Annotated in this window: 22 protein-coding genes and 1 pseudogene; 16 read left to right on the top strand and 7 right to left on the bottom strand. The window is 47.1% G+C overall.

The window, feature by feature from the left end; all coding sequences use genetic code 11:
* The 4 genes and pseudogenes from QT987_RS22695 to QT987_RS22680 form a co-directional block, all read left to right on the top strand.
* Nucleotides 1-141, top strand: a pseudogene (locus tag QT987_RS22695) (photosystem II q(b) protein); the annotation flags it as partial.
* 395 nt (nucleotides 142-536) lie between these two features.
* Nucleotides 537-1,805: a precorrin-6y C5,15-methyltransferase (decarboxylating) subunit CbiE gene (gene cbiE, locus QT987_RS22690; RefSeq protein WP_333244603.1), complete on the top strand. Its 1,269-nt coding sequence runs from the start codon at nucleotides 537-539 to the stop codon at nucleotides 1,803-1,805.
* A 170-nt stretch (nucleotides 1,806-1,975) separates the two neighbouring features.
* Entirely contained in the window at nucleotides 1,976-2,320 is a 345-nt protein-coding gene (locus QT987_RS22685; RefSeq protein ID WP_333244596.1) for a hypothetical protein, read from the top strand.
* A gap of 4 nt (nucleotides 2,321-2,324) precedes the next feature.
* On the top strand, nucleotides 2,325-2,720 hold the full coding sequence (locus QT987_RS22680; protein WP_333244593.1) for a hypothetical protein: 396 nt from the start codon (nucleotides 2,325-2,327) through the stop codon (nucleotides 2,718-2,720).
* 231 nt (nucleotides 2,721-2,951) lie between these two features.
* Here QT987_RS22680 and QT987_RS22675 read toward each other — a convergent pair whose 3' ends face one another.
* The 3 genes from QT987_RS22675 to QT987_RS22665 are packed head-to-tail and all read right to left on the bottom strand — an operon-like array spanning nucleotide 2,952 to nucleotide 7,028.
* The gene (locus QT987_RS22675) at nucleotides 2,952-3,338 is read right to left on the bottom strand and encodes a type II toxin-antitoxin system VapC family toxin (RefSeq protein WP_333244590.1); all 387 of its coding nucleotides are present in this window, start codon (nucleotides 3,336-3,338) and stop codon (nucleotides 2,952-2,954) included.
* Entirely contained in the window at nucleotides 3,335-3,571 is a 237-nt protein-coding gene (gene vapB, locus QT987_RS22670; RefSeq protein WP_333157599.1) for a type II toxin-antitoxin system VapB family antitoxin, read from the bottom strand. The genes QT987_RS22675 and vapB overlap by 4 nt, the downstream gene beginning before the upstream one ends.
* A gap of 46 nt (nucleotides 3,572-3,617) precedes the next feature.
* Nucleotides 3,618-7,028 (bottom strand): DNA methyltransferase, encoded by a 3,411-nt coding sequence (locus QT987_RS22665; protein ID WP_333244587.1) that lies wholly within the window; start codon nucleotides 7,026-7,028, stop codon nucleotides 3,618-3,620.
* Between the two features lie 266 nt (nucleotides 7,029-7,294).
* Here QT987_RS22665 and QT987_RS22660 point away from each other — a divergent pair, with 266 nt between their 5' ends.
* The gene (locus QT987_RS22660) at nucleotides 7,295-7,498 is read left to right on the top strand and encodes a type II toxin-antitoxin system HicB family antitoxin (protein WP_333234063.1); all 204 of its coding nucleotides are present in this window, start codon (nucleotides 7,295-7,297) and stop codon (nucleotides 7,496-7,498) included.
* A complete protein-coding gene (locus QT987_RS22655; protein WP_333243816.1) occupies nucleotides 7,495-7,713 on the top strand; it encodes a type II toxin-antitoxin system HicA family toxin in 219 nt (72 codons plus the stop codon). Before QT987_RS22660 ends, QT987_RS22655 begins: the two co-directional genes overlap by 4 nt.
* A 104-nt stretch (nucleotides 7,714-7,817) precedes the next feature.
* Here QT987_RS22655 and cphA read toward each other — a convergent pair whose 3' ends face one another.
* Both cphA and QT987_RS22645 read right to left on the bottom strand, forming a co-directional pair.
* On the bottom strand, nucleotides 7,818-10,538 hold the full coding sequence (cphA, locus tag QT987_RS22650) for a cyanophycin synthetase (RefSeq protein ID WP_333244583.1): 2,721 nt from the start codon (nucleotides 10,536-10,538) through the stop codon (nucleotides 7,818-7,820).
* Nucleotides 10,539-10,873: 335 nt separating this feature from the next.
* Nucleotides 10,874-11,767: a cyanophycinase gene (locus QT987_RS22645; RefSeq protein WP_333057489.1), complete on the bottom strand. Its 894-nt coding sequence runs from the start codon at nucleotides 11,765-11,767 to the stop codon at nucleotides 10,874-10,876.
* A gap of 332 nt (nucleotides 11,768-12,099) precedes the next feature.
* Here QT987_RS22645 and trmD point away from each other — a divergent pair, with 332 nt between their 5' ends.
* The 6 genes from trmD to larB all read left to right on the top strand — a co-directional run bounded on the left by trmD (nucleotide 12,100) and on the right by larB (nucleotide 17,697).
* Nucleotides 12,100-12,795, top strand: a complete 696-nt coding sequence (gene trmD, locus QT987_RS22640; protein ID WP_333057488.1) for a tRNA (guanosine(37)-N1)-methyltransferase TrmD — start codon at nucleotides 12,100-12,102, stop codon at nucleotides 12,793-12,795.
* A 520-nt stretch (nucleotides 12,796-13,315) separates the two neighbouring features.
* Nucleotides 13,316-13,795, top strand: a complete 480-nt coding sequence (gene ispF, locus QT987_RS22635) for a 2-C-methyl-D-erythritol 2,4-cyclodiphosphate synthase (protein ID WP_333057497.1) — start codon at nucleotides 13,316-13,318, stop codon at nucleotides 13,793-13,795.
* Between the two features lie 33 nt (nucleotides 13,796-13,828).
* Nucleotides 13,829-14,347 carry a hypothetical protein gene (locus QT987_RS22630; RefSeq protein WP_333057487.1) on the top strand — a complete coding sequence of 173 codons (519 nt, stop codon included), beginning with the start codon at nucleotides 13,829-13,831 and terminating at the stop codon, nucleotides 14,345-14,347.
* Nucleotides 14,322-14,927: a PIN domain-containing protein gene (locus QT987_RS22625; RefSeq protein ID WP_333057486.1), complete on the top strand. Its 606-nt coding sequence runs from the start codon at nucleotides 14,322-14,324 to the stop codon at nucleotides 14,925-14,927. The genes QT987_RS22630 and QT987_RS22625 overlap by 26 nt, the downstream gene beginning before the upstream one ends.
* A gap of 40 nt (nucleotides 14,928-14,967) precedes the next feature.
* Complete coding sequence (locus tag QT987_RS22620; protein WP_333244600.1) at nucleotides 14,968-16,728, top strand: ABC transporter substrate-binding protein; 1,761 nt, start codon at nucleotides 14,968-14,970, stop codon at nucleotides 16,726-16,728.
* A 165-nt stretch (nucleotides 16,729-16,893) separates the two neighbouring features.
* Nucleotides 16,894-17,697: a nickel pincer cofactor biosynthesis protein LarB gene (larB, locus tag QT987_RS22615; RefSeq protein ID WP_333211494.1), complete on the top strand. Its 804-nt coding sequence runs from the start codon at nucleotides 16,894-16,896 to the stop codon at nucleotides 17,695-17,697.
* A gap of 263 nt (nucleotides 17,698-17,960) precedes the next feature.
* Here larB and QT987_RS22610 read toward each other — a convergent pair whose 3' ends face one another.
* Entirely contained in the window at nucleotides 17,961-18,572 is a 612-nt protein-coding gene (locus QT987_RS22610) for a hypothetical protein (RefSeq protein WP_333057483.1), read from the bottom strand.
* Nucleotides 18,573-18,899: 327 nt separating this feature from the next.
* Between QT987_RS22610 and QT987_RS22605 the strand changes: the two genes are divergently transcribed.
* The 3 genes from QT987_RS22605 (at nucleotide 18,900) to QT987_RS22595 (ending at nucleotide 20,584) form a co-directional block, all read left to right on the top strand.
* Nucleotides 18,900-19,112, top strand: a complete 213-nt coding sequence (locus tag QT987_RS22605; protein ID WP_190659021.1) for a high light inducible protein — start codon at nucleotides 18,900-18,902, stop codon at nucleotides 19,110-19,112.
* A 143-nt stretch (nucleotides 19,113-19,255) separates the two neighbouring features.
* Nucleotides 19,256-19,795: a photosystem II reaction center PsbP gene (gene psbP, locus QT987_RS22600; RefSeq protein WP_333057481.1), complete on the top strand. Its 540-nt coding sequence runs from the start codon at nucleotides 19,256-19,258 to the stop codon at nucleotides 19,793-19,795.
* A gap of 138 nt (nucleotides 19,796-19,933) precedes the next feature.
* The gene (locus QT987_RS22595) at nucleotides 19,934-20,584 is read left to right on the top strand and encodes a nucleoside triphosphate pyrophosphatase (protein WP_333057479.1); all 651 of its coding nucleotides are present in this window, start codon (nucleotides 19,934-19,936) and stop codon (nucleotides 20,582-20,584) included.
* A 152-nt stretch (nucleotides 20,585-20,736) separates the two neighbouring features.
* On the opposite strand, the gene QT987_RS22590 is transcribed toward QT987_RS22595, so the two are convergent.
* Nucleotides 20,737-21,651, bottom strand: a complete 915-nt coding sequence (locus QT987_RS22590) for a calcium-binding protein (RefSeq protein ID WP_333244580.1) — start codon at nucleotides 21,649-21,651, stop codon at nucleotides 20,737-20,739.
* Nucleotides 21,652-22,087: 436 nt separating this feature from the next.
* Here QT987_RS22590 and eno point away from each other — a divergent pair, with 436 nt between their 5' ends.
* The gene (gene eno / locus QT987_RS22585; RefSeq protein ID WP_445243112.1) at nucleotides 22,088-23,368 is read left to right on the top strand and encodes a phosphopyruvate hydratase; all 1,281 of its coding nucleotides are present in this window, start codon (nucleotides 22,088-22,090) and stop codon (nucleotides 23,366-23,368) included.
* The last annotated feature ends 166 nt before the right edge of the window (nucleotides 23,369-23,534 follow it).

Genomic DNA, 23,534 nt, shown 5'->3' with positions numbered 1-23,534 from the left:
AATACTTGGGCTGATGTCATCAACCGCGCTAACTTGGGTATGGAAGTAATGCACGAGCGCAATGCTCACAACTTCCCGCTTGACTTGGCTGCTGGTGAAACAACTCCCGTAGCAATGGTTGCTCCTTCTATCAATGGCTAAGTTTTAGTCTGAGATTAACAAAAAGCGCTCCTAGAAATAGGGGCGCTTTTTGTTTGGAAAAAAAGATTTTTTAGAGGCTTTATTCACATATCTAGTTAGGTAAAATAAGCGTTATAACTGGCATTTTGCACCATTGTTAATCAGCCTTTCACGGGCGGGTTCTCCTGCCAAACCCATACTCGCCACAAGAAAATCTACTCTTTGTAGAACAGGTCGGACAGCCTGTTAAGCGAGAGGGATGCAAGATGTGAGTTATAAATTTTGTAGTGAGGACTTCAGCGCGATCGAGTTTTATGATGACTTCCGCCCTCACTATAAACCAATTTTATTCTGGTTGTTCGAGCAGACATAATATGATTAACGACTAATAACTAATAACTAATAACTAATGAGTGATGACTATCGAGTTCGATCGTTCCGATGCAGCCGGAAGCGAGATTAGCGGTAAGGATTCAATGCACAAATGGCTTTCGGTGGTGGGGATTGGCGAAGATGGACTTTCAGGGCTGGGCCCGATCGCCTCTACCCTCCTCTCTCGATCTCAAGTCGTTGTCGGCGGTGCCCGTCACCTAGCCATGCTACCAACCGACGACACCCGCGAAAAATTGGTTTGGGCTTCGCCGCTACAAGCAACAGTCGATGAAATCATCCGCCGCCGAGGACAGTCTGTGTGCGTGCTCGCAAGCGGCGATCCGATGTGTCACGGAATTGGGGTAACACTGTCGCGCCAGATTCCCATTTCAGAAATGACTGTGATTCCCGCTGCATCGGCTTTTAGTCTTGCTTGCGCCCGTTTGGGTTGGGCTTTGGCGGATGTTGAGACTTTCAGTTTGACAAATCGCCCGATCGCATCGATCGCCCTTGCTTTGTCGCCGGGAGCGCGCTTGCTGGTGTTGAGCGCTGACAGACACACGCCGGGAAAGGTGGCAGAATTGTTGACACAGCGGGGGTTTGGCAGCAGTTTGATGACCGTGTTCGAGCGGATGGGGTCGGGATCGGAACGGCGGATAGAGGGGGTAGCAGCAGCCTGGAATGCAGCGGATTTGGCTGATTTGAACACGATCGCGATCGCAGTTGCAGCCGATCGCGAAACTGTGATTTTCCCTCGTACCTCCGGTTTGCCGGATGCTGGTTATCGCCACGACGGACAACTTACCAAGCGGGAGGTTAGAGCCGTTACTCTGTCAACGTTAGCGCCGATTCCCAGAGAGTTGCTTTGGGATGTGGGGGCGGGCTGTGGCTCGATCGCGATCGAATGGATGCGGAGTCATCCTCGGTGCAGGGCGATCGCGATCGAACGCCACCCAACTCGACTGCAATACATCGCCGAAAATGCCTCGACTTTCGGCGTTCCCGAACTCGAAATCGTGGCGGGAGAAGCGCCGGAAGCCCTGACAAATTTGCCTCAACCGAATGCTATTTTCATCGGCGGCGGTGTCACCGCAGAATCTGTGCTGGAAACTTGCTGGAATGCTTTAGGTGAAGGCGGCCGATTAGTTGTTAATGCGGTGACAGTTGAGAGCGAGTTTAAAGTTTTGCAATGGCACGATCGTTATGGCGGGGAACTGATTAGAATTGGGATTCAGCGAGTAGGGGCGATCGGTTCTTTTCAGGGTTGGAAGCCGCTTGCACCGGTGACTCAGTGGGCGGTAGTTAAGGGGTAATACCAGTTCTGATGGGATCGGAATGATTTAACCACAGAGTACGCAGAGAACACAGAGGAAGAGATGAGAGATATGAATCATTCTGATGAAGAGTGGATTTGATATAAAAGGCGAGGGATCTTTTTCTAATAAAGCTATAATCAATAAGATCCTCTGAAATGAGAGTGATAATGCCAGACGAATCATCTGTAGATCCTGATTTAGATCGACTGTTTGAAGACTATTCCAATACTGAAGTTATCGAACTACAGCAATATTTGTCTGAATGGGATAGAGGAACTTATCGAACTGTGGCCCAAAGTGTGTTAGACCATTCACAAAGAAAAGGATTTGATCCACTCAAATATCTGCGTAAGGCACACAACTTCCACACCAGAGGTGCTGTAAGAGTTCCTCGCACGGGATATCGGCAGGATGGAGCCGCTGTTTACCGAAAGGGCTATGAGTTTTTAATTGTGCGACCTGACCAGTATGGTGTTGAGAAAATCGTGACTTATGGCATTAATGAGGAATAGCGATATGGCACAATTTCTGAACAAATTAGCGATTCAGCAAGATATTATTGTGCAACTTTTGGCACAGTTGACAGTTGACTATCAAAACACTAAATTAGAGCGCAAAGAGATATCTCAGAGGTATCTTGGTTCTGAGGAATATTTTTCGTTTCTGGAGGAGCTTGAGTTAGTAACAGTAAGTATTCGCGGTTATGCTAGTCAGATTGAGGAGCGCGCAGAGGTTGAGAATCGCGAGCAAGCGATCGCAAATTTACATCAGCTTAGGGTGTTCGATCGTTCTGCGATTGCTGAGTTTTATGCTGAAACGCGATCGGGCTATCTTCAAATGCGGTCTTATATCCGAATGCTAGACTATTTGCGGTTGCTGGTTTTGGAGTATTTGCAAATGGAAGAGCGATAGATTAGCGCAATAGCTAGGAGACTGAAATACAGTCATTTTTCAATCTGCCTCGGCTTATTTTCCCTAAAACTGGAATTTAAGGACTTTTGCGCGATCGGCGGGGGCAAGTTCGCGCCAGTATTGTAGGAGGATTTCTTCGGGAGGCATGGAAACTTTTTGGGAGTAATTCTATAATTTATTTTCCTCTTTTACAATCGATCGGGTCAATGCCATTGGCGATAATAATCTAGTTTATTCCCATAGTCTTTGAACAGCATAAGCATCAAACACTTCATCACGGCTGACTAAAACTAAAGCATGATTAATGGATTGGGCAATTAAAATGCGATCGAATGGATCGCGATGGTGGAATGGTAGGCTGCGAACCTGTACAGTATCCCCAAAGGAAATTGGCAGTAATAAGATGCCAGCAGCAGGTAACTGAGGTTCGATGTCTGCATAGTCTGCTTGCAGTGTCAATTTACCAATGCTGATTTTGATGGCAATTTCCCAAAGAGTGGCAATACTCAAATAGACTATATCGGCGGATTCAATCTGCTCCTTCAAGGTAACTGATAGGTTAGGAGCATTTTCTGAAAACCAAATAAAAGTGTGAGTATCGAGGAGCAATGCACTCATTCCATATACTCCTGGAAATCCTCTAATGGTGGATCAAAATCATCAGCAAGCGGTAAGACAAACGTGCCTTTCATCATCCCGGCTTGACGTTTCTTTTGAGGAGGATTTACGGCAACCTCATTATTTGCATTATTTGCATATTTTGCGGCCAAGAATTCTACATAGTGCAAAACTTCCTGTTTCAGGGAATCTGGCAACTTGACCAGGGTTTCTAGGATGGTGGTTTCTAGCATTAGATAACCTCTTGCTGGATAAGCTCATGATAACAAGCGCAACGCTCTAAAGTTCTGCCAGGTGCCAGAAAGTCATCCCATTTTCAGTATGACTGAGCAAAATACCCAAATCTTCGAGGCTTTCTAAACAGTCGAGAATGACTTTTTGTTTGCGATTGGCACCTTTGAAATGGGCGGTGACTTGGGTGGCTGTCCATTCGCCGCTTTGGGTGCGAAATAAGTCGCGGATGGCCCAAAGTTGCTCTTTGAGGGTTTTGGGGAAAGGTTGTTGTTCCGTGGGGGCGATCGAGGTTTCGGTTTGCGTGGTGATACCTGCAAGGGATGGTTGCACGTAGGTTTCGCCGGGGGCTTGGTAGTCGGGACGCAGCCAGCGAATGAGTCCGTTGCGTTCTTCCTCGGCGCGTTGGGCGTTGAGGGTGACGAGGTTTTCCAGGATTTGGTCGTCGGTGAGGGTGGGTTCCCAACCATAGGCGGCAAATACGGCGGCATCGAGTTCGTCGTGGATTTGTTTGAGGGTGGAGACTAGGGCTTTTTGCTTGAAGGCTTTGTCTTTGTCGTCGAGGGGTTCGCCTTGGCGGAGTTTTTCGAGGAGGTTGTACATCCCGGTGATGGTGACTTCGGGGTGAGTGGTTTGGACTCGTTTGCGGTGGCTGTCGAGGCGTTCTCCGAGTTCGCGGATGGTTTGTTTTTGGGTATCGGTGGGAGTGGGGAAGGGGAAGGGGTCGAAGACAATTGACGGTTTCCATCGCAAATCATTTCCCTTGCCCATTCGCGGTGCAATCTTTTTAAGCCACTTTTGATGTACTAAGGATTCTAAAATGCCTAAAATCCAGGCATCATCTGATGCGACTGTGTAAAGCTGAACATCCGGCAAAACATCACTATCAACAAAAAAGAATGGCTTAAATTTAGAAGTGTCTGGCGTGACAATAAATCGATTCAAATTGTTGACAGCTTTTCTTAATCCAGGTCTTTTCTCGCCAAAAAGCCACCAATTATCCCGATTTGATTTTCTATTTTGCTGATCTCGAAATGGCTTAACTGTTGTTAGAAGCCTTTGGAATAATAGAGGAAACTGTTGAGAGGCTTCATCTTTAGATAGACCGAAAAAATCAATAATCCACTTTTTATGAAAACTTTGAACTAAATCTCTACCAATCGCATACGATCTGATGACTGACGGCAAATTCTGCTTGTCTAAATCAAGCTGTTGGAAATCATGTTCTTCAATTCTAAACCCTGTGCCTAATGGAATAACACCCTGAAATGAGATTCCATCATTTGATTTTAACGGTTTCATTTTGACTGTATCACGGCCAATAGTCAAATCAGAATTAATCAATCCCTTAATTACCTCAAATTTTAAAATTTCATTTTCATTGTCTCCCTGAGATTCATACTTGACTTTCATCAAAAGGCCTGAAATTGACGGTTCGGGTGTCACGACAGTCATAGCAATACGTACAGCAGCACCATCTTTACTATCTGTCCAAGGATGATCGGCAATAGCAAAGTAAAGAGATATTTCTTTGTCGCCGACATACTGATCTAGAACTTTCCTATTGAATGATTGAACAATACTGTTTGTTGTAATAAAGCCAAACCTTTGAATTTTCTTCGACTTGGCAAGATTTGCTGCCTTCTCCCACCAGTACATTACAAAGTCAACCGTATCTGACAAGTTTTGGTAAGTCTTCCTCAAGCATTCAACATACCCGTCATCAAGGCTCTCACGCATTCTCTTATTCCCAATAAACGGCGGATTCGACACAATATAATCTGCCTTTTGCCACTGGGCCGCCCTCGGATTAAAATACCGATAAATCGTTACTTTGTCTGTAGGATCGGGAATATCTTCCCCCGTCACCGGACTCTTCATCATCCGTCCGCCCCAGCGAGTTCTCACCTTCCCCGCCGCATCCACATCCGGTTCTATTCCGTCATAGGCCAACACCGCATCCCGGCATTCAATATTGTTGTACTCGCGCAACACAGGTTCGATCGGCGGAATGTCGCCAAACCGCCGAAAATGCCACTGCAAATACCCAATCCAAATCACCAAATCTGCGATCGCCACCGCCCGTGGATTGATCTCAATTCCCAAAAACTGACTCGGATTAACTTGAGCAATATCTAACAGCAACTGCGCCGATCCGGTGACATCCTCCAAGCGTCGCAACACCTCCGATTCCAACCCCTTCAACAAATCCAATGTCACATACAGGAAATTACCAGATCCGCACGCCGGATCGAGAATCTTCACCTGTTGTAACTCCGTCAGAAATGCCTCTAAAACTGATATCGCCTTTTTCCTTTGATTTGCAGTCGGTTCCGATTCCCCCGCGTTGAGCAACTGTTTAACCTCCGCTTGTACCGCAATCCAGCGATCGCCCAAAGGCTCCATCACCACAGGCTTTACCAACCTTTCCACATACGATCGCGGCGTATAATGAGCCCCCAACTTACTACGTTCCCTCGAATCCAGCGCCCTTTCCAACAACGTCCCAAAAATCGCCGGTTCCACATTGCACCAATCCCGCTTCGCCGCCTGCAACAAAACTTCCAACTGCGCCTTTGTCAACGCAAACGCCTGCGACTCGGCAAACAATCCCCCATTAAACCGCAACAGTTTGCCATGAAAACCAAAACTCGTCCCCTCATTCATCGCCTCCCACAGCGCCTCTACCTCCGGCTTAAACATCTTCGGGTTGAGAATCCATCGCGTTTCCAGCGCCTGCGTAAACAAATGTTCCTTCAGCAACCCCACATCCTCAGCAAACATGGTGAAAATACAGCGCATCAAAAACTGGGCGACTTGCTGCGGATCGACATTCGCCTCCATCCGCTTCGCCAACTCTGCCAAATCTGCCGCCACTTCCCGCGTCACCCGCGCCGCAATTTTCTCTGGGTTGCGCTGTTGGGGATTGCTAAAAATATCGACAAACAAATCGAAAACATCGGCTTTCCGCAACTCGATTAGCCCGATTTCTCGCCGCGCCCCATAGCCGCCATAATCGCCGCTAAACCCCATCCATAATTCAAAATGATCGCCAATATCGCAAGTTAACAAAAACGGCGGTTTGCTGCTGAGACTGCGGGTATAGGCAACTGCCTGCACAAACGCTTTTTCCATCTCTCGCAAATAGGTATTTGTCCCCCGCTTTGCCGTTCCCTTTTTGCTCGTTGTTCCGCCCTGTTTTGCCTCTATCAAAAAATGCTCGGCTTTGTAAAAATCAACAAACCCCGGAGTTACTTTGCCGCTGGGGTGAAAAATTTTGACATCCTTATCAAAGCAGTAGGGATCGTTGGGAATTCTGCCTTTATCAAAAGGGCGATCGACTCCCAGCGCATCGCACATTTCGGCAAAAAACAACTGGTAGTTTGCCCGTTCGTTACCGCTAGAACCTGCCCAGCGTGTGATGAATGTTTCGACTCGCGTGCGATCGGTCTCATTCATGTTTCAACCCTGCTGCTTGCTTTTTCCTGATTCTATACTTCGATCGGTTTGAATTGGCGATTTATCTTGCGATTTTGCTTTATAGCAACCCGGCGGTTAGGACGCTTTACTATTGATATTTGCTATAATATACTTGACGATATTCCTAGATACAGGCGGAGTCAAAAACCCGGTTTCTGCCTTAAAGTCGATCGTTCACAACGAAGATTTTGCTTGGCAACCCGGTTTTTATGGCTTTAGTGCTTCAAAAATACCTCAATAAATCTATGAAAATTAGAGCGATCGTACATCCTGCAGAAGAAGGTGGCTATTGGGCAGAAGTTCCAGCGCTTCCCGGCTGCATTACCGAAGGAGAAACGATAGAAGAAGTAATAATTAATTTAAAAGATGCTATTGAAGGTTGGCTCGAAGTTGCTAATAGTCGTGAAGCAATTGCCTCCACAGATAGAGTTGTGGAAATTGCTGTATGAAATCTATTTCTGGCAAGCGACTTTGCAAAATAGTAGAGCATAAAGGTTGGGTTTTGAAAAGAGTTACCGGCAGTCATCATATCTATGAAAACCCGGAACTAGAACAAATTTTGTCAATTCCTGTTCACCGAAATCAAGATTTGAAAGTTGGAACCTTGAGAGCCTTAATGAAAATAGCTCAGCTATCTGAGGAAGATTTACAAAGTTTTTCTTAAGTATAGCAGGTTTCATAAAAATCAGGAATTACGTAATTTCTCAAACAAATAGGTTGGGTTTAACACAAGTAACCCAACCTATTAATTAAATGAGACTTAAGAGTTTAGCCTTGATTCACAACAGTCGGTTTTAAACTTTCCTGTGACTTCGATCGATCTAAACCATTTTGCACTTCCACAGATTCCTTAATCGGTTTCCGGGCTTCAATTAAACTCAAAGCTTTGTTGACACCTTCAGGTAAAATTACTACCAAACTGCCGGCCGGCGCCTCGTCTAAAGCCTTGTTAACGGCCGTTGTTTCGTCGAGAATCAACTCGTATTCAACTTGAGATTTGTTTGCGGTTCCGGCAGAAATCGCCTCGGCAATTCCCTGGCAAATTAACTTTGCCACAACACCGGGTTCTCGGCCGCGCCTGTCAATATCTTCTTTGACAATGATACGATCGAACATCTCGGCCGAAAGTTTGCCCAGCGTGACAAAATCTTCATCTCGCCGGTCTCCGGGGGCACCTACTACCCCGATCCGCCGTCCCGGCCAATTCAACACGAAACTGCCCAAAGCTTTGTAGCTGTGGGGGTTGTGGGCGTAGTCGAGTAAAGCGTGATAGCTGCCCAAATTAAACAAATTCATCCTTCCGGGAGTTTGACCGACGGATGCTTGGAAGCTTGACAAAGCAGCGCGAATATCTTCTATTTTCAATCCTTGGGCAAAAGCCGCCAAACAAGCTGCTAAAGCATTAGCAATCATAAACGGCGCCCGCCCGCCCATCGTCAGCGGCACGTTCACAGCCTGCTCAATTCTCAGCGTCCAATCGCCTTTTAAGATCGACAAGTACCCGTTTTCGTAAATCGCTGCCAGCCCGCCCGCCGCGGTATGTTTGGCAACCAGTTCGTTGTCCGGGTTCATGGAAAAATATGCAATTTGAGCCTTGACACGCTGCGCCATTTGTGATACTAGCGGATCGTCTGCATTCAAAACTGCATAGCCTTTGGGCATTACCGACTCGACGAGGACGCTCTTGAGTTTGGCAAGTTGTTCCACGGTGTCGATGTCGCCAATGCCCAAGTGATCGGCTGCGACGTTCAAGACGACGCCGACATCGCACTGATCGAAGCCGAGGCCCGATCGCAAAATTCCGCCTCTGGCAGTTTCCAACACGGCCACTTCCACCGTCGGATCGGACAAAATCAATTGAGCACTCTGGGGCCCGGTATTGTCTCCGGTTTCGACCAAATAATCGCCGATGTAAGTGCCGTCGGTAGTTGTATAGCCGGTAATCTGACCTGTCTGCTTGACAATGTGGGCTAGCAGGCGAGTGGTTGTCGTTTTGCCGTTGGTTCCCGTTACCGCTAAAATTGGCACCCGGCTGGGTTGAGGCGAGGGGAATAGCATATCGAAGACGGCGCCGGCGACGTTGCGGGGTAAACCTTGACTTGGGGCGACGTGCATTCTGAAACCCGGTGCTGCGTTGACTTCGACGATGACGCCGTTGACATCGCGCAGGGGTTGGGAAATGTCGGGAGTTACTACGTCAATGCCGGCGATGTCCAAACCGATAATTTTGGCGACTCTGGAAAACAGCCAGACGTTTTCTGGGTGGATTTCGTCGGTGCGATCGACTGCAATGCCACCGGTACTCAAGTTTGCTGTCGCGCGCAAAAATACTCTTTCGCCGGCGGGCACTACGGAGTCCATCGCGTATCCTTGTTTTTGCAGCAAATCCAGGGACAATTTGTCGATCGTGATCCGGGTGAGCACGTTGTCGTGTCCGTCTCCTCGCTGCGGGTCGCGGTTTACTTCTTCAATAAGCTGTTCTACTGTAGACTTGCCGTTACCTACGACGTTAGCGGGTACTCGTTCTGCGACTGCTATGACTTGCCCGTTGACTACCAATACTCGGTGATCGCGGCCGACGTAATAGCGCTCGACAATGACGCTTTTTGTTTTTGATGCTGCGCTGGCTAAGTCGTAGGCTTCTTCTGCTGCTTCCCAGGAATTGATGTCGATCGTAATGCCGCGGCCGTGGTTGCCGTCTAGGGGTTTGAGGACGATCGGAAAACCGCCGACATCTTCGATCGCCCCGCGCAATTCGTCCAAATAATGAATCACCGTCCCTCTGGGAACCGGCACGCCTGCGCTAGCGAGGATATTTTTGGTACCTTCCTTGTCACAGGCAAGTTCTACCCCCAAAACTCCCGTCCGGTTGCTCAGAGTTGCCTGAATCCGCTTTTGGTGAACCCCGTAGCCGAGTTGAATCATAAACCGGGCGCTCAAAGGTATCCAAGGAATGCCGCGCGCTTCTGCTTCCTTAATCAGTGTTTCCGTGCTCGGCCCCAGGGCCGCCGACGCAGCAAACTCTTTGAGGTCTCTCAAATCTTGGACTAATTCGGCTGCTGGATAAGTGCCTGTATCGGCAATACTTTGGCACATCCGCACGCCCGCCCGGGCTGCATAGCGACCGGCTTGTTCGTTTTGATACTCGATTACTACTTGGTAAATACCTGGGGTCGCAGTCTCGCGGGTACGGCCGAACCCGACCGGCATTCCTGCCATTTCCTGAAGTTCGAGGGCGACGTGTTCGATTACGTGTCCCATCATTGTGCCTTCTCTGACCCGTTGCAGGAATCCTCCCTGATGGCCTGGAGAACAGTGATGGTCGTTCAAACTCGGAAGTGCGGCGATCAACCCTTCATAGAATCCAGGAATTTCCGCTGTGGTTTTATCTGCCCACTCCTCTAAATCCAGACGCATCAGGACGAGTTTCTGGCGTCTGATGCTCCAGTAGTTGGGGCCGCGTAATGTCTGGATTTTAAGTATTTTCATGGCAGTTAGAGGGGTATGGGGCGCGAAATCTTATAGATAATTGGAGCATTTATTCAATTTCGATCTAGATTGCTCGATCGACTGTTCGCTGCGAACAGTTTGGGAGTGAATTTCCAGTTATGGGCTACCCAATTTAAAATTCATGCCCCTGCGATCGGCTAAAAACTACAGGTACATGGCTAGCAAAAACTCAAAGCCTGAAGCTAGAATTTTCTGTGGTTCGGTCTCCTGGGGTCAGACCGTGGCTGCTTCGGCATCTATTCTATTGTTGTATCCATGATTCGGCCGGAATGCCGCCTAATTTCTGCCGAATCAATGACAAGAGATGTTCTACCTTAGTTGGCTGTGCGGCATTCGGGGGGCCAGCCAGACTCGGAACACGCTCCCGATGGCATGGGTTTGCCTTGGGGCATATTGTAGCAATCTCCGTGACACAGAACGTGCAAGCGCATATTGAACAGACTTAAGGGTTCTGTCGCTCCTACCATAGATTCATTGGTATAAAAATTTTCCCTAGAATCAACAATAGTCACAGTGCCTTTACCGAGAATTTTCATAGTATCGTCTCCCTCAAACAAGGCGCAGGTGTCTTCGTCAATACCAATAGCGATGCGATCGGGATGACAAGCCACAGCCGACAGCAAGCGAGCCATGCGATTGCGGTTGTGAAAATGCTGGTCTACGATGATCTCAGGAATAATGTTAAGTCCGTTTGCCATGTCTACTAAAGAGCGGTTCGGCGGGGCGCCACTCCCACCGCCTGCAATCATGTGATATCCCATCACCGCAGCACCCGCGCTGGTGCCAGCGAGGGTAATCTTGCCTTCGAGAGTTTCTTTGCGAATTTTCTCCATCAGCGGGGTGTCCGCCAGGAGCCCACAAAGCCGCAGTTGGTCGCCCCCTGTGATGAATACGCCCGTACAGTCTTCTAAGTAATCTTTCCAGACGGGGTTTTCGCCTTGTTCGCGTTCGCGGATGTCTACTACTTTGACTGCGCTAACGCCCATTTCGTCAAATATTGTGCGGTAGCGGTTGCTAATTCCTTCGGGATCTCGCGAAGCGCACGGAACGATCGCCAGCCGAGCGTTTGCACCCCCAGCACGGCAAAAAAAGGTGTTCAGAATCTCTCGCCCGTGAACTTTGTCTTCGGCTCCCCCGATGACCATAATCGAGGTTTTTGTGCGCGGGGGAATATTGTGTTCAAGGGCTTGAGATGTCAACTGCTGCATGGTGTGTCTTCCTCTGTTGGATGTGAAATTCAATTTTGCCGTGGCTGTGGGTAGAATGGGGCTTTTTAAGAATAAATATTTTTTGGTGCCAGCGAGGTGCGATCGGCGATCGCGCGATCCCGCAGTTGTTTGGGGGCGAGTTTACTTGCAGTCGCTGTCATGAAAAACAGATTATTTTTGTACAAAACCGGCCCGCCGACAAAGGAAGAGAATTTAACTTGCCAAAATTTTCAGAAATTATAAGAAATTATAAAGAATAAAGCAATTACTGAAAACTGAACTCCCCCTAAAGGTCAAACTAGAGGTGATGTATCAATGAAATTCCAATAATTGTGCGATTTGACGTTGTTACCCTATTTCCAGAATTTTTCCGGGCTCCCCTAGAGTCGGGACTGATGGGCAAAGCCTTAGCTAAAAAGATTGCTGAGGTGAATTTTGTCAATCCCCGCGATTTTACCACAGACAAGCACCAGCGAGTCGATGATGAGCCTTACGGGGGCGGAGTGGGGATGCTGATGAAACCGGAACCGATTTTTGCTGCGGTGGAGTCGCTGCCGGTTTTGCCACGGCGGGAGGTGATTTTGCTGACTCCCCAGGGGGAACCGATGCAGCAGGCGATGTTTCGGGAGTTGGCTGCCGATCGCGATCAGTTGGTATTGATTTGCGGTCATTATGAAGGTGTGGACGATCGAGTCCTGCATTTAGTCACTCGCGAGGTATCGTTGGGCGACTTTGTTCTCACGGGAGGCGAAATTCCAGCTTTGGCTTTGATTAATGGGGTTTTGCGATTGCTGCGGGGAACTGTGGCCAAGGAAGATTCGCTAAAGTTTGAGAGTTTTGAGGACGGACTTTTGGATTATCCGCAGTACACTCGACCGGCGGATTTTCGGGGATTGAAGGTGCCCGACGTGTTGCTGTCTGGTAATCACGCAGAAATTGCTCGCTGGCGCAGGGAACAGCAAATTGAAAGAACTCGATCGCGCAGGCTGGATTTGTACGATCGGTGGTTGCAGGAGAGGGAAGAATAGGAGAAAGGGCGATCGCACGAGTGGTCAATCGATTTTAGATTTTCGATTTTCGATTGACTTGCGCGAGATAAATGCGGGGGACGCAAGGATTTTTGATTTTCGATTTGGGATTGATTCCACGGATAAATCACGTGGCGGATACCACCTTTGAAATTCATGGTCAGAAACCGGGTTTTTTGCGGTAATACTTCGTGGTAGTCCACAGATTCGGTAAAAAACCCGGTTTCTTTGGTCTTGATGCGTAAATCTCGTATATTTAAGAGCCTAATAAATTTTGGATTCGCGTTTGTAAGTCTTTGAGTTCAGGAGAGCACTCATCGAGAAGTCCCCATATTTTTCTAGCGTTTCCAGCATTAACCCTTCTCTCCCCTCCACAAGCTTTAGGATTGCCATAGCTGCTAAGGAAATCAGCAAAAAAAAATATTTAACACTCGGCTCTGCCTTAAAAAATAAATTCACTTATCTCCCTGAAAATATGAAATAATTGTCTTCTACTATACTTACCCAACCTTCCTTTTACATGAACATCCGCATCGGCAATGGCTACGACATTCACTGCTTAGTTCCCGATCGTCCTCTCATCCTAGGCGGTGTCAATATTCCCCACGAATTAGGCTTACTCGGCCACAGCGACGCCGACGTACTTACCCACGCTATCATGGACGCGATGCTCGGAGCTCTCAGTTTAGGAGATATCGGGCTGTATTTCCCGCCAACTGACCCGAAATGGAAGGGTGCGGATAGTCTCGTATTGCTGGCACAAGTCAATCAGTTAATATTAGATAAAGGCTGGGAAATCGGCAATATTGATTCGGTGGTGGTGGCAGAACGTCCAAAGCTGAAACCGCATATTGAGCAAATGCGCGATCGGCTTTCTGCTGTCCTACAATTGAAACCAGACCAAATCGGCATCAAAGCTACTACCAACGAAAAGCTAGGCCCCGTTGGGAGAGAAGAAGGAATCGCAGCTTACGCTGTAGTTTTGTTAGTGCTAAAATAGAACTTTAATCTACGTTTTAGGAAGACCAAAACCATGCAAACTGAAACCTTGGATTTAGAGTTACCCATTGACGCGGATATTATCGCATTGGATAAGGACGATCGGGTAGTCGTGCTAATCGAAGTTAAAATTATTGAAGCTCAAGAACCAGCAGCAAAGCAAAGGATTGCTGACTACATGATATCTTGGATGAAAGCTGCGTTAGCGAAGATATCCGAGCAGCGCACACTCATTCCCTATGCGATGTTTGTTGACACCGAACAAATTCTGATTTTCAAATGGGACGGAGTAAACTTATCTGAACCTGTTTGTTCTCTAAACACTGGTGAAATACTTCGCCATTATGAGCCGGAATTTGGCAGCAAACGGATCTTTAAGCGATACCTAACTAGACTGGTTGAAGCATGGCTGCGCGACTTAGCTTATAATTGGAAGTCTGAGATTCCCACCGCGTCAGAACAGATAGCAAAAATCGGCTTGCTGCCGCTGCTAGCAGGTGGGACGACAAAATCAGGGGTAGAAATTGGTGGCAATTTTATATATCGAGACTAACTTTCTGATGAGCATTGCTACGGGACGCGATCCAGACGCTAACAACTTGTTGGTGAGTGTACCGACATCAGTCAACATAGCAATACCAAGTATTTGCTGCATGGAATCACTTTCGGCTTTAGAAGACGAAATCAAGCGACGAAACCGTTTTTTAGGTGAAATGGAAAAACAAATCAGTCAGCTAAAGCGAGATAAAACTTCACCCTCTGCCCAGTCTCTTGTCTTCCACTTAGAGGAATCTCTCAATGAGAATGAGGTGTTGCTCAATGATATTAATGCACGTCTTTTTGCTGCTCTTGATTTGTTGGCTATAAAGATAGAAATGCTCCCATTAACAGCAGGCATACTTCGAGAAAGTTTGAATTCAATTTTTATTGAAGAAGACCCGACAGACAATTTGATTCTGCACTGCATCTTGAATCACGCACACTTACATCCTAATGAAGTTAAGGTATTTTTGAGCAATAATACAAAAGAATTTGGTCTGCCGAAAGTTCGAGATGCTTTGCGGGAAGTAGGAATAATGAAGTATTTCTCGGTCACGGAAGATTTTCTCGGTTGGCTACAGTCTCAGTCGTAGTTGCACTGAAATGGTATAGTTAAAAGTTATGAAAATTTCTATGATGGTACATTCAAGACTGCGCTGGCTGGCGATTTTACTGGCCGCAATTGCCACTATAACTATGTCTGCGTGCACTCCGGTGCGATCGAACTTAGTAAACAGACTCATCGTTCCCACCCCCAGCGGCCCAGCTACCTTTAACTACCCGCTAAATCAATCTGCATACAGCGTCTTTGGCTATATGTACGAGGGATTGATCAACGAAAACGGCTTGACATCGCAGCTAGAACCCGGTTTAGCCGAGTCCTGGGAAGTGTCTAAAGATGGCAAAAAGATTGTCTTTACCCTGCGAGAGGGCTTGAAATGGTCGGACGGCCAACCGATGACTACTGATGACATTATCTTCAGCTATGAAAAGATTTATTTCAATGACAAAATTCCTAGCGGTTTGAAAGATACTCTGAGAGTTGGCATGAGTCGCGAATTCCCAAAAGTTAAAAAACTTGACAGCCGCCGCGTTGAATTTTCCGTTGCAGAACCCTTTGCTCCATTTATTAGATATGCTGGGGGAATCCCAATTTTACCAGCTCATATTTTACAGGAAGCTGTCGAAAATACAGATGCAGATGGTAATCCTAAATTCCTGACTACTTGGGGCACGGATACTGATCCTAAAAAAATTGTCGGAAATGGTCAATATCGAATGCTGAGCTACACTCCCAATCAGCGCGTGGTTTTGGAACGAAATCCCTATTTTTGGCGCCAAGATGCAGAGGGAAATTCTCAACCTTACATCCAGCAAATTGTTTGGCAAATTATCGAAAATACAGATAATCAACTGCTGAATTTTCGATCGGGCGATTTGGATACTCTGAACGTGGAGCCGGAAGTGTTTCCGCTGCTGAAACGGGAGGAAAAACGCGGCCAATATACGGTCTTTAACGGCGGCCCAGATACTGGCAGCGTGTTTATGTGTTTCAATCTGAATAAGGGGCGCAATGCTCAAAATCAGCCGTTTGTAGACCCAGTTAAATCTCGCTGGTTTGCGAGTAAAGAATTTAGGCAGGCGATCGCCTACGGCATCAACCGATCCGCCATGACTAACAATATCTATCGCGGACTGGGCGCGCCGCTGCATTCCCCAATTCCGGCGCAAAGCCCGTTCTACCTGTCCCCAGAACAGGGATTGAAAACTTACAGTTACGATCGACAAAAAGCCAAAGAGTTACTGTTAAGTGCTGGATTCAAGTATAATAGTAACGAAGAATTGTTGGATGCTGAAGGCAACAAGGTGCGATTTACTTTGTTGATGGCGGCAGGTAAAAAAGTTCGGGAACAAATGGCAACGCAAATTAAGCAAGACTTGGGCAAACTGGGGATGCAAATTGATACGCAGTTCCTGAGTTTTAACACTTATGTGGAAAAGCTGCGATTGACGCGGAATTGGGATACTTACCTCGGCGGTTTTACGGGAGGTACTGAACCGCACAGCGGCTACAATATTTGGTCTGTTAACGGCACACTGCACAGTTTCAACCAAGGCCCGCAAGCCGGAGAACCGCCGATTCAGGGTTGGCAAGTTTACGACTGGGAGCAGAAAATCGATGACCTTTACGTGAAAGCTTCTCAGGAGCTTGATGAGGCGAAGCGCAAGGAAATTTATGGGGAGGCGCAGCGGATTATAGCGGAACAAGTGCCTTTTGTTTATATGGTAAATCCGCTGACTTTTGAGGCGGTGCGCGATCGCGTTTCGGGAATTCGCTACAGTGCCCTCGGCGGTGCTTTCTGGAATTTGTACGAGTTGAAAATAACAGAATAGTCAGTCGATTTTAGATTTTAGATTTTAGATTTTAGATTTCATTTAGTCTAAAGATGAATCTGGGAACTTGAACAAGAGTCTAAAATTGTGCCATCGCGATTTAAGTTGGGGGCTTGTATCCGTTTTTGGGCAGGTCATTAGTTAGCAGTCATTTGTTATTAGTTTATGGAACCTAAAATTTTACAGCAGTTACTCGAATCAGTTGCCACTGGCGATATTAGTCCGATCGCCGCTTTAGATAAATTAAAGCATTTTGACTTTGAACAAGTCGGCGATTTTGCCAAAATTGACCACCACCGCACTTTAAGAACCGGTTTTCCTGAAGTAATCTGGGGCCCAGGGAAAACGCCCGACCAAATTGTTGAGATTATCGAGGCGATGCGCGGGCGAAATTCGGCGGTGATGGCGACACGAATCGAAGCGGAAGTTTTCGAGCAATTGCAACAAAAAATACCCGATTTGTGCTACTACCAAAAGGCTCGAATTTGTGCAATTTCTCCTAATTCCCCAACTCCGCAGCATCCGGGTACTGTGACTATTATCAGTGCGGGAACGGCGGATTTGCCTGTAGCGGAAGAAGCGGCAATTACTGCGGAACTTTGCGGTTTTCAGGTGCGACGTTTGTGGGATGTCGGAGTTGCCGGCATTCACCGCTTGCTGAGCAACCGGCACGTGATTGCTGATGCTGATGTGTTGATTGCTGTTGCGGGTATGGAAGGTGCTTTGGCGAGTGTGGTTGCGGGTTTGGCAGATTGTCCGGTGATTGCTGTGCCGACGAGTGTGGGTTACGGCGCGAGTTTTGGCGGGATTGCTCCTCTTTTAACTATGCTCAATTCTTGTGCGGCTGGTGTGGGTGTGGTGAATATTGATAACGGGTTTGGGGCGGCAATTTTAGCTTGTCAAATTCTCAGAAGTGCTGGCCGAGTGGGGAAAATGAAAGAGGAGGAGAATCGGAGAGAGGGGGAATAGTTTTGAGTTTTGAACTGAAATCCTGAATCAGGGAGGGTTCTCTTGGCATTGCCCCTACTCCAAACAGGTTTCTTTGTTCTTCATTTACCTGAAATCTGCTGTAATTTTTCGAGTGCAGTGCGAGCGCCCCCCTCGCGAAGACCGCTCGCGCTATAGTTAGAAACCCCTTCCATCAGACTCTTGAAACCGCATCTACACAAACTCTCGTCCCAGCAGAGGGCGACTAAAAAATACAGGAGGTATTATTAAAGCCGGGTTTAATATTACTTGCTAGCCAGCCAAACCGGATAAGCAGATGAATCCTCAGCTTTTAACTTTTGCGCCTGATAACTCTTGCTAGTCCAACTAGCTACTGTTTGCAGGTTTTCTGTCAAAGAACTTTCGCTGCCAAATGCTTCAAATCCCAAAGTCCACCACGCGCTGCCGTTAATGTTCAACTGAGTAAGTTCCACGGTGCAACCTTGAGGAATGGGGGCTTCTACTGGCACTGACATTACCGCACCCGACTCCGAAACGTGGTAAAGACGCTGCGCTCGCTTTTTCTTGACTCCCACCCACTTTCCTGTCGCCAAAATATCCGCCGGTATCGGCGCCATCGTGTCCGCACAAACCCACTTCAGCCACTTTTCGGCTTTGCCTTCCCAGCGGTTGCCGAAGGGCATTGTCCCCAACTCTCCCTGACGCCACTTTACCTCCAAGGTTTTCCCACGTAGCTTCACTCCTAAGTAGTCGCAGCTTGGTACTAGCAAATATATGTCTTCCCGCTCTTCGGGAGGCGAAAGATACGTGCCGAGACTCTCGCTTCCAAACCATTGATTGATTGATTTTGGCAGTGCACCGCTATAAAACCACCGCATTTCCAGACTGGCCCGCATAAATTTTTCCTCCGTTCCACAATTTTCGTCAAACCCAGACTGGATTTGCCATACACCATCGACTTTTGTGCCTCTCCACTCTATCCTCCCCCCTCTGGGGCCCAGAGTCTACCCACAGTCATACCATTGTTAGATTTTAGATTTTAGATTTGAGAATTGGGAAAGACTGACTAGATAAGGGTTTAGAGCTTGCCTACAGTTGCAGTTTTTTTATAAACTGGTGTCAGATCGGGGTATTTAAAAAAAAATTCTCACAATCCTTTACATATCTTCACAAGTCTGTTACATTTAGTTACAGTACACTAAAAACCATTTAGGAAAAAAAACATGAGTAACAGAGGCTTAATGCTGGACGACCAAGGCAAAATGAACAATTTTGCGATCGAGCCGCAAGTATACGTCGATGACGAACCCCGCACCGGCTTTACCCCCTACGCAGAACGCTTAAACGGCCGCCTTGCCATGATTGGCTTTGTTTCTCTCTTGGCTTTAGAAGTTTCGACCAAGCACGGGCTGATTAGCTGGCTGACTCACCTGTAATGATTTTGTTAACAATTAAACTATCTGGCTATGGATCGCTGGCGTTACACAAACAGCGATCCATAGCTTAACTATTTTTAGGGGCAAGGTTTGGTGAGACAATTAAAATTAAATATTTTACTGTTACCCTACCCGTAAAAAGAATGCTCAAACGAATTGCGGCAATACTTCTGGTGGTTCTAAGCCTCACCTTGACAGGTTGTGTGTCTAAAGTCACCGGACTCAAAAGCTACGTTGATACTGGCGATGGCTATCAATTTCTCTATCCTAACGGCTGGCTGCCGATCGCGGTTTCTAACGGGCCCGATGTGGTGTTCCGCGATTTGATTCAGCAAACCGAGAACGTTAGCGTGGTAATCAGTCCAGTCGCAAAGGACAAAACTCTGGCGGATTTGGGATCGCCGACGGATGTGGGATACAAGCTCAGCAAAAGTGCGATCGCCCCGGCTGATTCGGGCCGCGAAGCTGAATTAGTCAATGCAGAAGCTCGTGAATCGCGATCGAAAAACTATTACATTTTAGAATACGCCGTTAAGTTGCCAAACCAAGAACGCCACAACTTAGCGAGTGTAGCAGTCAGCCGCGGCAAACTTTTTACCCTTAACGTTTCCACTACCGAAGAACGCTGGCCAAAGGTAAAAGAAGCTTTTGAGAAAGTTGTTAAATCTTTCTCTGTTTATTAGTAGGTTAAAAAGTAGTTGGGAATGGGGAATAGGGCGCAGGTCATTGGAGATGAGGAATATTTTAGTTGATTTTTCTTTCTTCTTCCTTCTTCCTTCTTCCTTCTTCCTTCTCATCTCTTCCTTCTTCCTTCTTAACTTATGAAAATTCCAAATTTTGTATTAGCTTCAGCTTCTCCAGCCCGCCGCCGCCTGCTAGAAAATGCTGGCATTCAAGCTGTGATTTGCCCCAGCGACTTTGATGAAGGGCAAATACAAATGAAAGATGCCACTAATTTAGTGCAGGTGTTAGCAGAGGGAAAAGCTGAGGCTGTAGCTAAGTTTTTACTGGCTAATTCTCACCCCCAAATCCCCAATCCCAAAGCGTGTTTGGTGTTGGGATGCGATTCAATTTTGCTCATAGATGGCGAAATTCACGGCAAACCCAAGGATGCGGAGGAAGCAATCTCGCGCTGGCAGAAAATGCGCGGTAAGGTGGGCGAACTGTATACGGGTCATGCTTTAATTGATACTAGATTCGATGACTTGGATGAGGCAATGTCTCGATCGAGCATTCGCTGTCAAGTTACAAAAGTTCATTTTGCGGAAGTTACCTCGCGCCAAATTGCGGCTTACGTCGCTACCGGAGAGCCCTTGCAATGTGCAGGCTGTTTTGCACTGGAAGGTAAAGGCGGCTTTTTTGTGGAACAAATCGAAGGATGTCACACAAATGTGATTGGTTTGAGCTTACCTCTGCTGCGGCAAATGCTCACCGAAATGGGATATGATGTGGCGGATTTCTGGCAATCTTAAAGATTAGACACCTCCAACAAACAAATTACCCGGCTTATGCACATCGGGTTGGCGGGCGAGACGCCCACCCCACAAGAAAGTTTGTTTTGTGGGGTGGGCGTCTCGCCCGCCCTTGAGTTTATATTTTGGAGATGTCTATTGTAGGGTGCGGATTATCCAAGGGCGATCGTCCCGTCAGACACAGAGGTAAACTGAAGTTGACTCGGCGAAACATCCTTCACCAAACCCAAGATATTGCCGCTGCTAGCTTCCCGAATCACCGTCGCCTTAGTATTTAAAATTCTAAAATCCAGAGTTCGAGGAATTCCCGGAGGAAAAGGCCCGCTGCTGTCATAATCTCTGGCATCACCAATTGTTAAAAACCTTTCGCTCAAAACAATATCATTTTGCGTCAATCCAGACGCCAATCCAATTACATCACCTTCAGCCGGATTGTAATCGAGAATAAAATCTGCAGTCACTTCATCAACATCAAAATTGCCGCTAGGAGGCGGTTGCAGCGAACCAATTTCCCCCGAAGTGGCTCCCACTTCTGTGCGGAGGACAAACAAATCTGCGCCTTCACTTCCCCAAAGTCTATCAATTCCAGCATCACCTATTATAGTATCATTTCCACTATCTCCTACTAAAGCATCATTCCCTTTACCGCCGCGAATAAAGTCATTTGCCGTGCCTCCATAAACGTAGTCATTATCTTGATCTCCGCTGACAAAATCGCTGCCACATTCTCCATAAAGAATGTCAAAATCTTGGCCGCCGCGAATAGTATCGCTGCCACAACCCCCGATTAAAGTATCTGTGCCGCTGTTACCGTTCATCAGTTCCGCACCACCGGAACCTCTGACAAAATCGTTACCCGCTAAAGCCCGCAAACCTCCGGGAGTATTCCGCAGAATTCCATTGGCTAATTGAACTGCGTCGTCATTGGGAGTTAAGTCAAAAAAGTTGGGGTCGCTGCCTGGATTTGGCAATGGCCCGGTGAGTAATTTGGTGTTTGGGGGATCGGCAATAATTGGATCTGAATTTTCAGATAATGCTTTAATTTCTCCGAGATTTGTTTCTAACATCCTAAGTTTCTCCTTGTTTGATTGACTTTGTTGACCGAAACCATCCAGGATACCCGCCACGCGATCGATCCGTCCAGAAATAAAAAACCTGTATCCGATACACAAGCCCCCGAATTTATCCGTGGGGTCGCCTCTAAAATCTAAAATCTAAAATCTAAAATCGATTGACCTTCTGATTTTAACAAAGGTTTCAATTAAGAAATCTGCGGGAATTTGGGGTGAAAATAATCAAATTATTGTCAAAATTGCTGTCAATCTTTATTCAACAAGCATAGCTTATTGACACCAATCTGCACGTCCAAATCCGCAAATATTTTGAACTGTGTACCAATAATTCTGGGGATCGCGTACTCTATTACCCGTCAGCAGTCAGCGTGGGAAAACCCAGAGACTGCTAATTGTCATGAAACCTTGAGTTAAGTCAGGAATAATTAATATGCTAGACACTGCGATCGAATCTATTCAAGCCAGAGAAATCCTCGACTCCCGCGGCCGCCCCACCATCGAAGCTGAAGTTTACCTAGCCAACGGCGTTGTGGGGCTCGCCCAAGTCCCCAGCGGCGCATCTACAGGCTCTTTTGAAGCCCACGAACTCCGCGACGACGACAAAAGCCGTTACGGCGGCAAAGGAGTCCTAAAAGCCGTCGCTAACGTCGAACACAAAATTGCCCCCGCTTTGGCTAATCTAGATGCGATCGACCAAGCGCTGGTAGACAAAACCATGATTGACTTGGACGGTTCCCCGAACAAATCCCACCTCGGCGCCAATGCGATTCTCGGAGTCTCCTTAGCCACAGCAAAGGCGGCCGCCGAGACTTTAGGACTCCCCCTTTACCGCTACTTGGGCGGGCCCTTAGCTAACGTTTTACCCGTGCCTTTGATGAACGTGATCAACGGGGGATCTCACGCTAACAATAATGTGGACATTCAAGAATTTATGATTGTCCCTGTGGGTGCGCCTTCTTTTAAAGAAGCTTTACGCTGGGGTGCAGAGGTATTTGAATCCTTGAGTAAAGTCTTAAAAGCTGAGGGTTTGCTGACTGGTGTGGGTGATGAAGGCGGTTTTGCGCCTAATCTTAAATCCAATCAAGCAGCTTTGGATTTGTTGATTGCAGCTATTGAAAAAGCTGGCTACAAACCGGGTGAACAAGTTGCTTTGGCTTTGGATGTTGCTGCTAGCGAATTTTACAAAGATGGGCAGTACACTTACGACGGTGTGGCTCATTCGCCGGCAGAATTAATCGATTATTTGGATGGTTTGGCCAGTCAATATCCCATTGTGTCGATTGAAGATGGTTTGCATGAAGACGATTGGGACAGTTGGGTAGCGCTGACTGAGAAAATGGGCAGCAAAGTTCAATTGGTGGGTGACGATTTGTTTGTGACTAATCGGACGCGACTGCAAAAAGGAATTGATTTGAAAGCTAGCAATTCGATTTTGATTAAGCTGAATCAAATTGGTTCTTTGACGGAGACTTTGGATACGATCGACCTGGGCAAACGGAACAGCTATCGATCGATCATCAGCCACCGTTCCGGTGAAACTGAAGATACCACCATTGCCGATTTAGCGGTAGCGACTCGCGCCGGCCAAATCAAGACTGGTTCTTTGTGTCGCAGCGAACGGGTGGCTAAATATAACCGTTTATTGCGGATTGAAGACCAATTGGGCGATCGGGCAATTTATGCAGGATCGATCGGTTACGGGCCCAAATAACACTTGGTAATCGGGCATCTGACAATTTTAGATTTTAGATTTTAGATTTTAGATTGAAGAATTGATTAGTAACTTGAATCTAAAATTAACAATCAGAAATCTAAAATCGGATGGGCATCGAGCATCGAAAACTTAGATCGTGTGGATACAAGGGGCGGGTTTTACA

Origin of the sequence: Microcoleus sp. SVA1B4 (assembly GCF_036700545.1) — a bacterium.
GTDB lineage: Bacteria > Cyanobacteriota > Cyanobacteriia > Cyanobacteriales > Microcoleaceae > Microcoleus.
The sequence above is the reverse complement of the archived record's forward strand: the minus strand, read 5'-3'. Positions and strand labels throughout refer to the sequence as shown.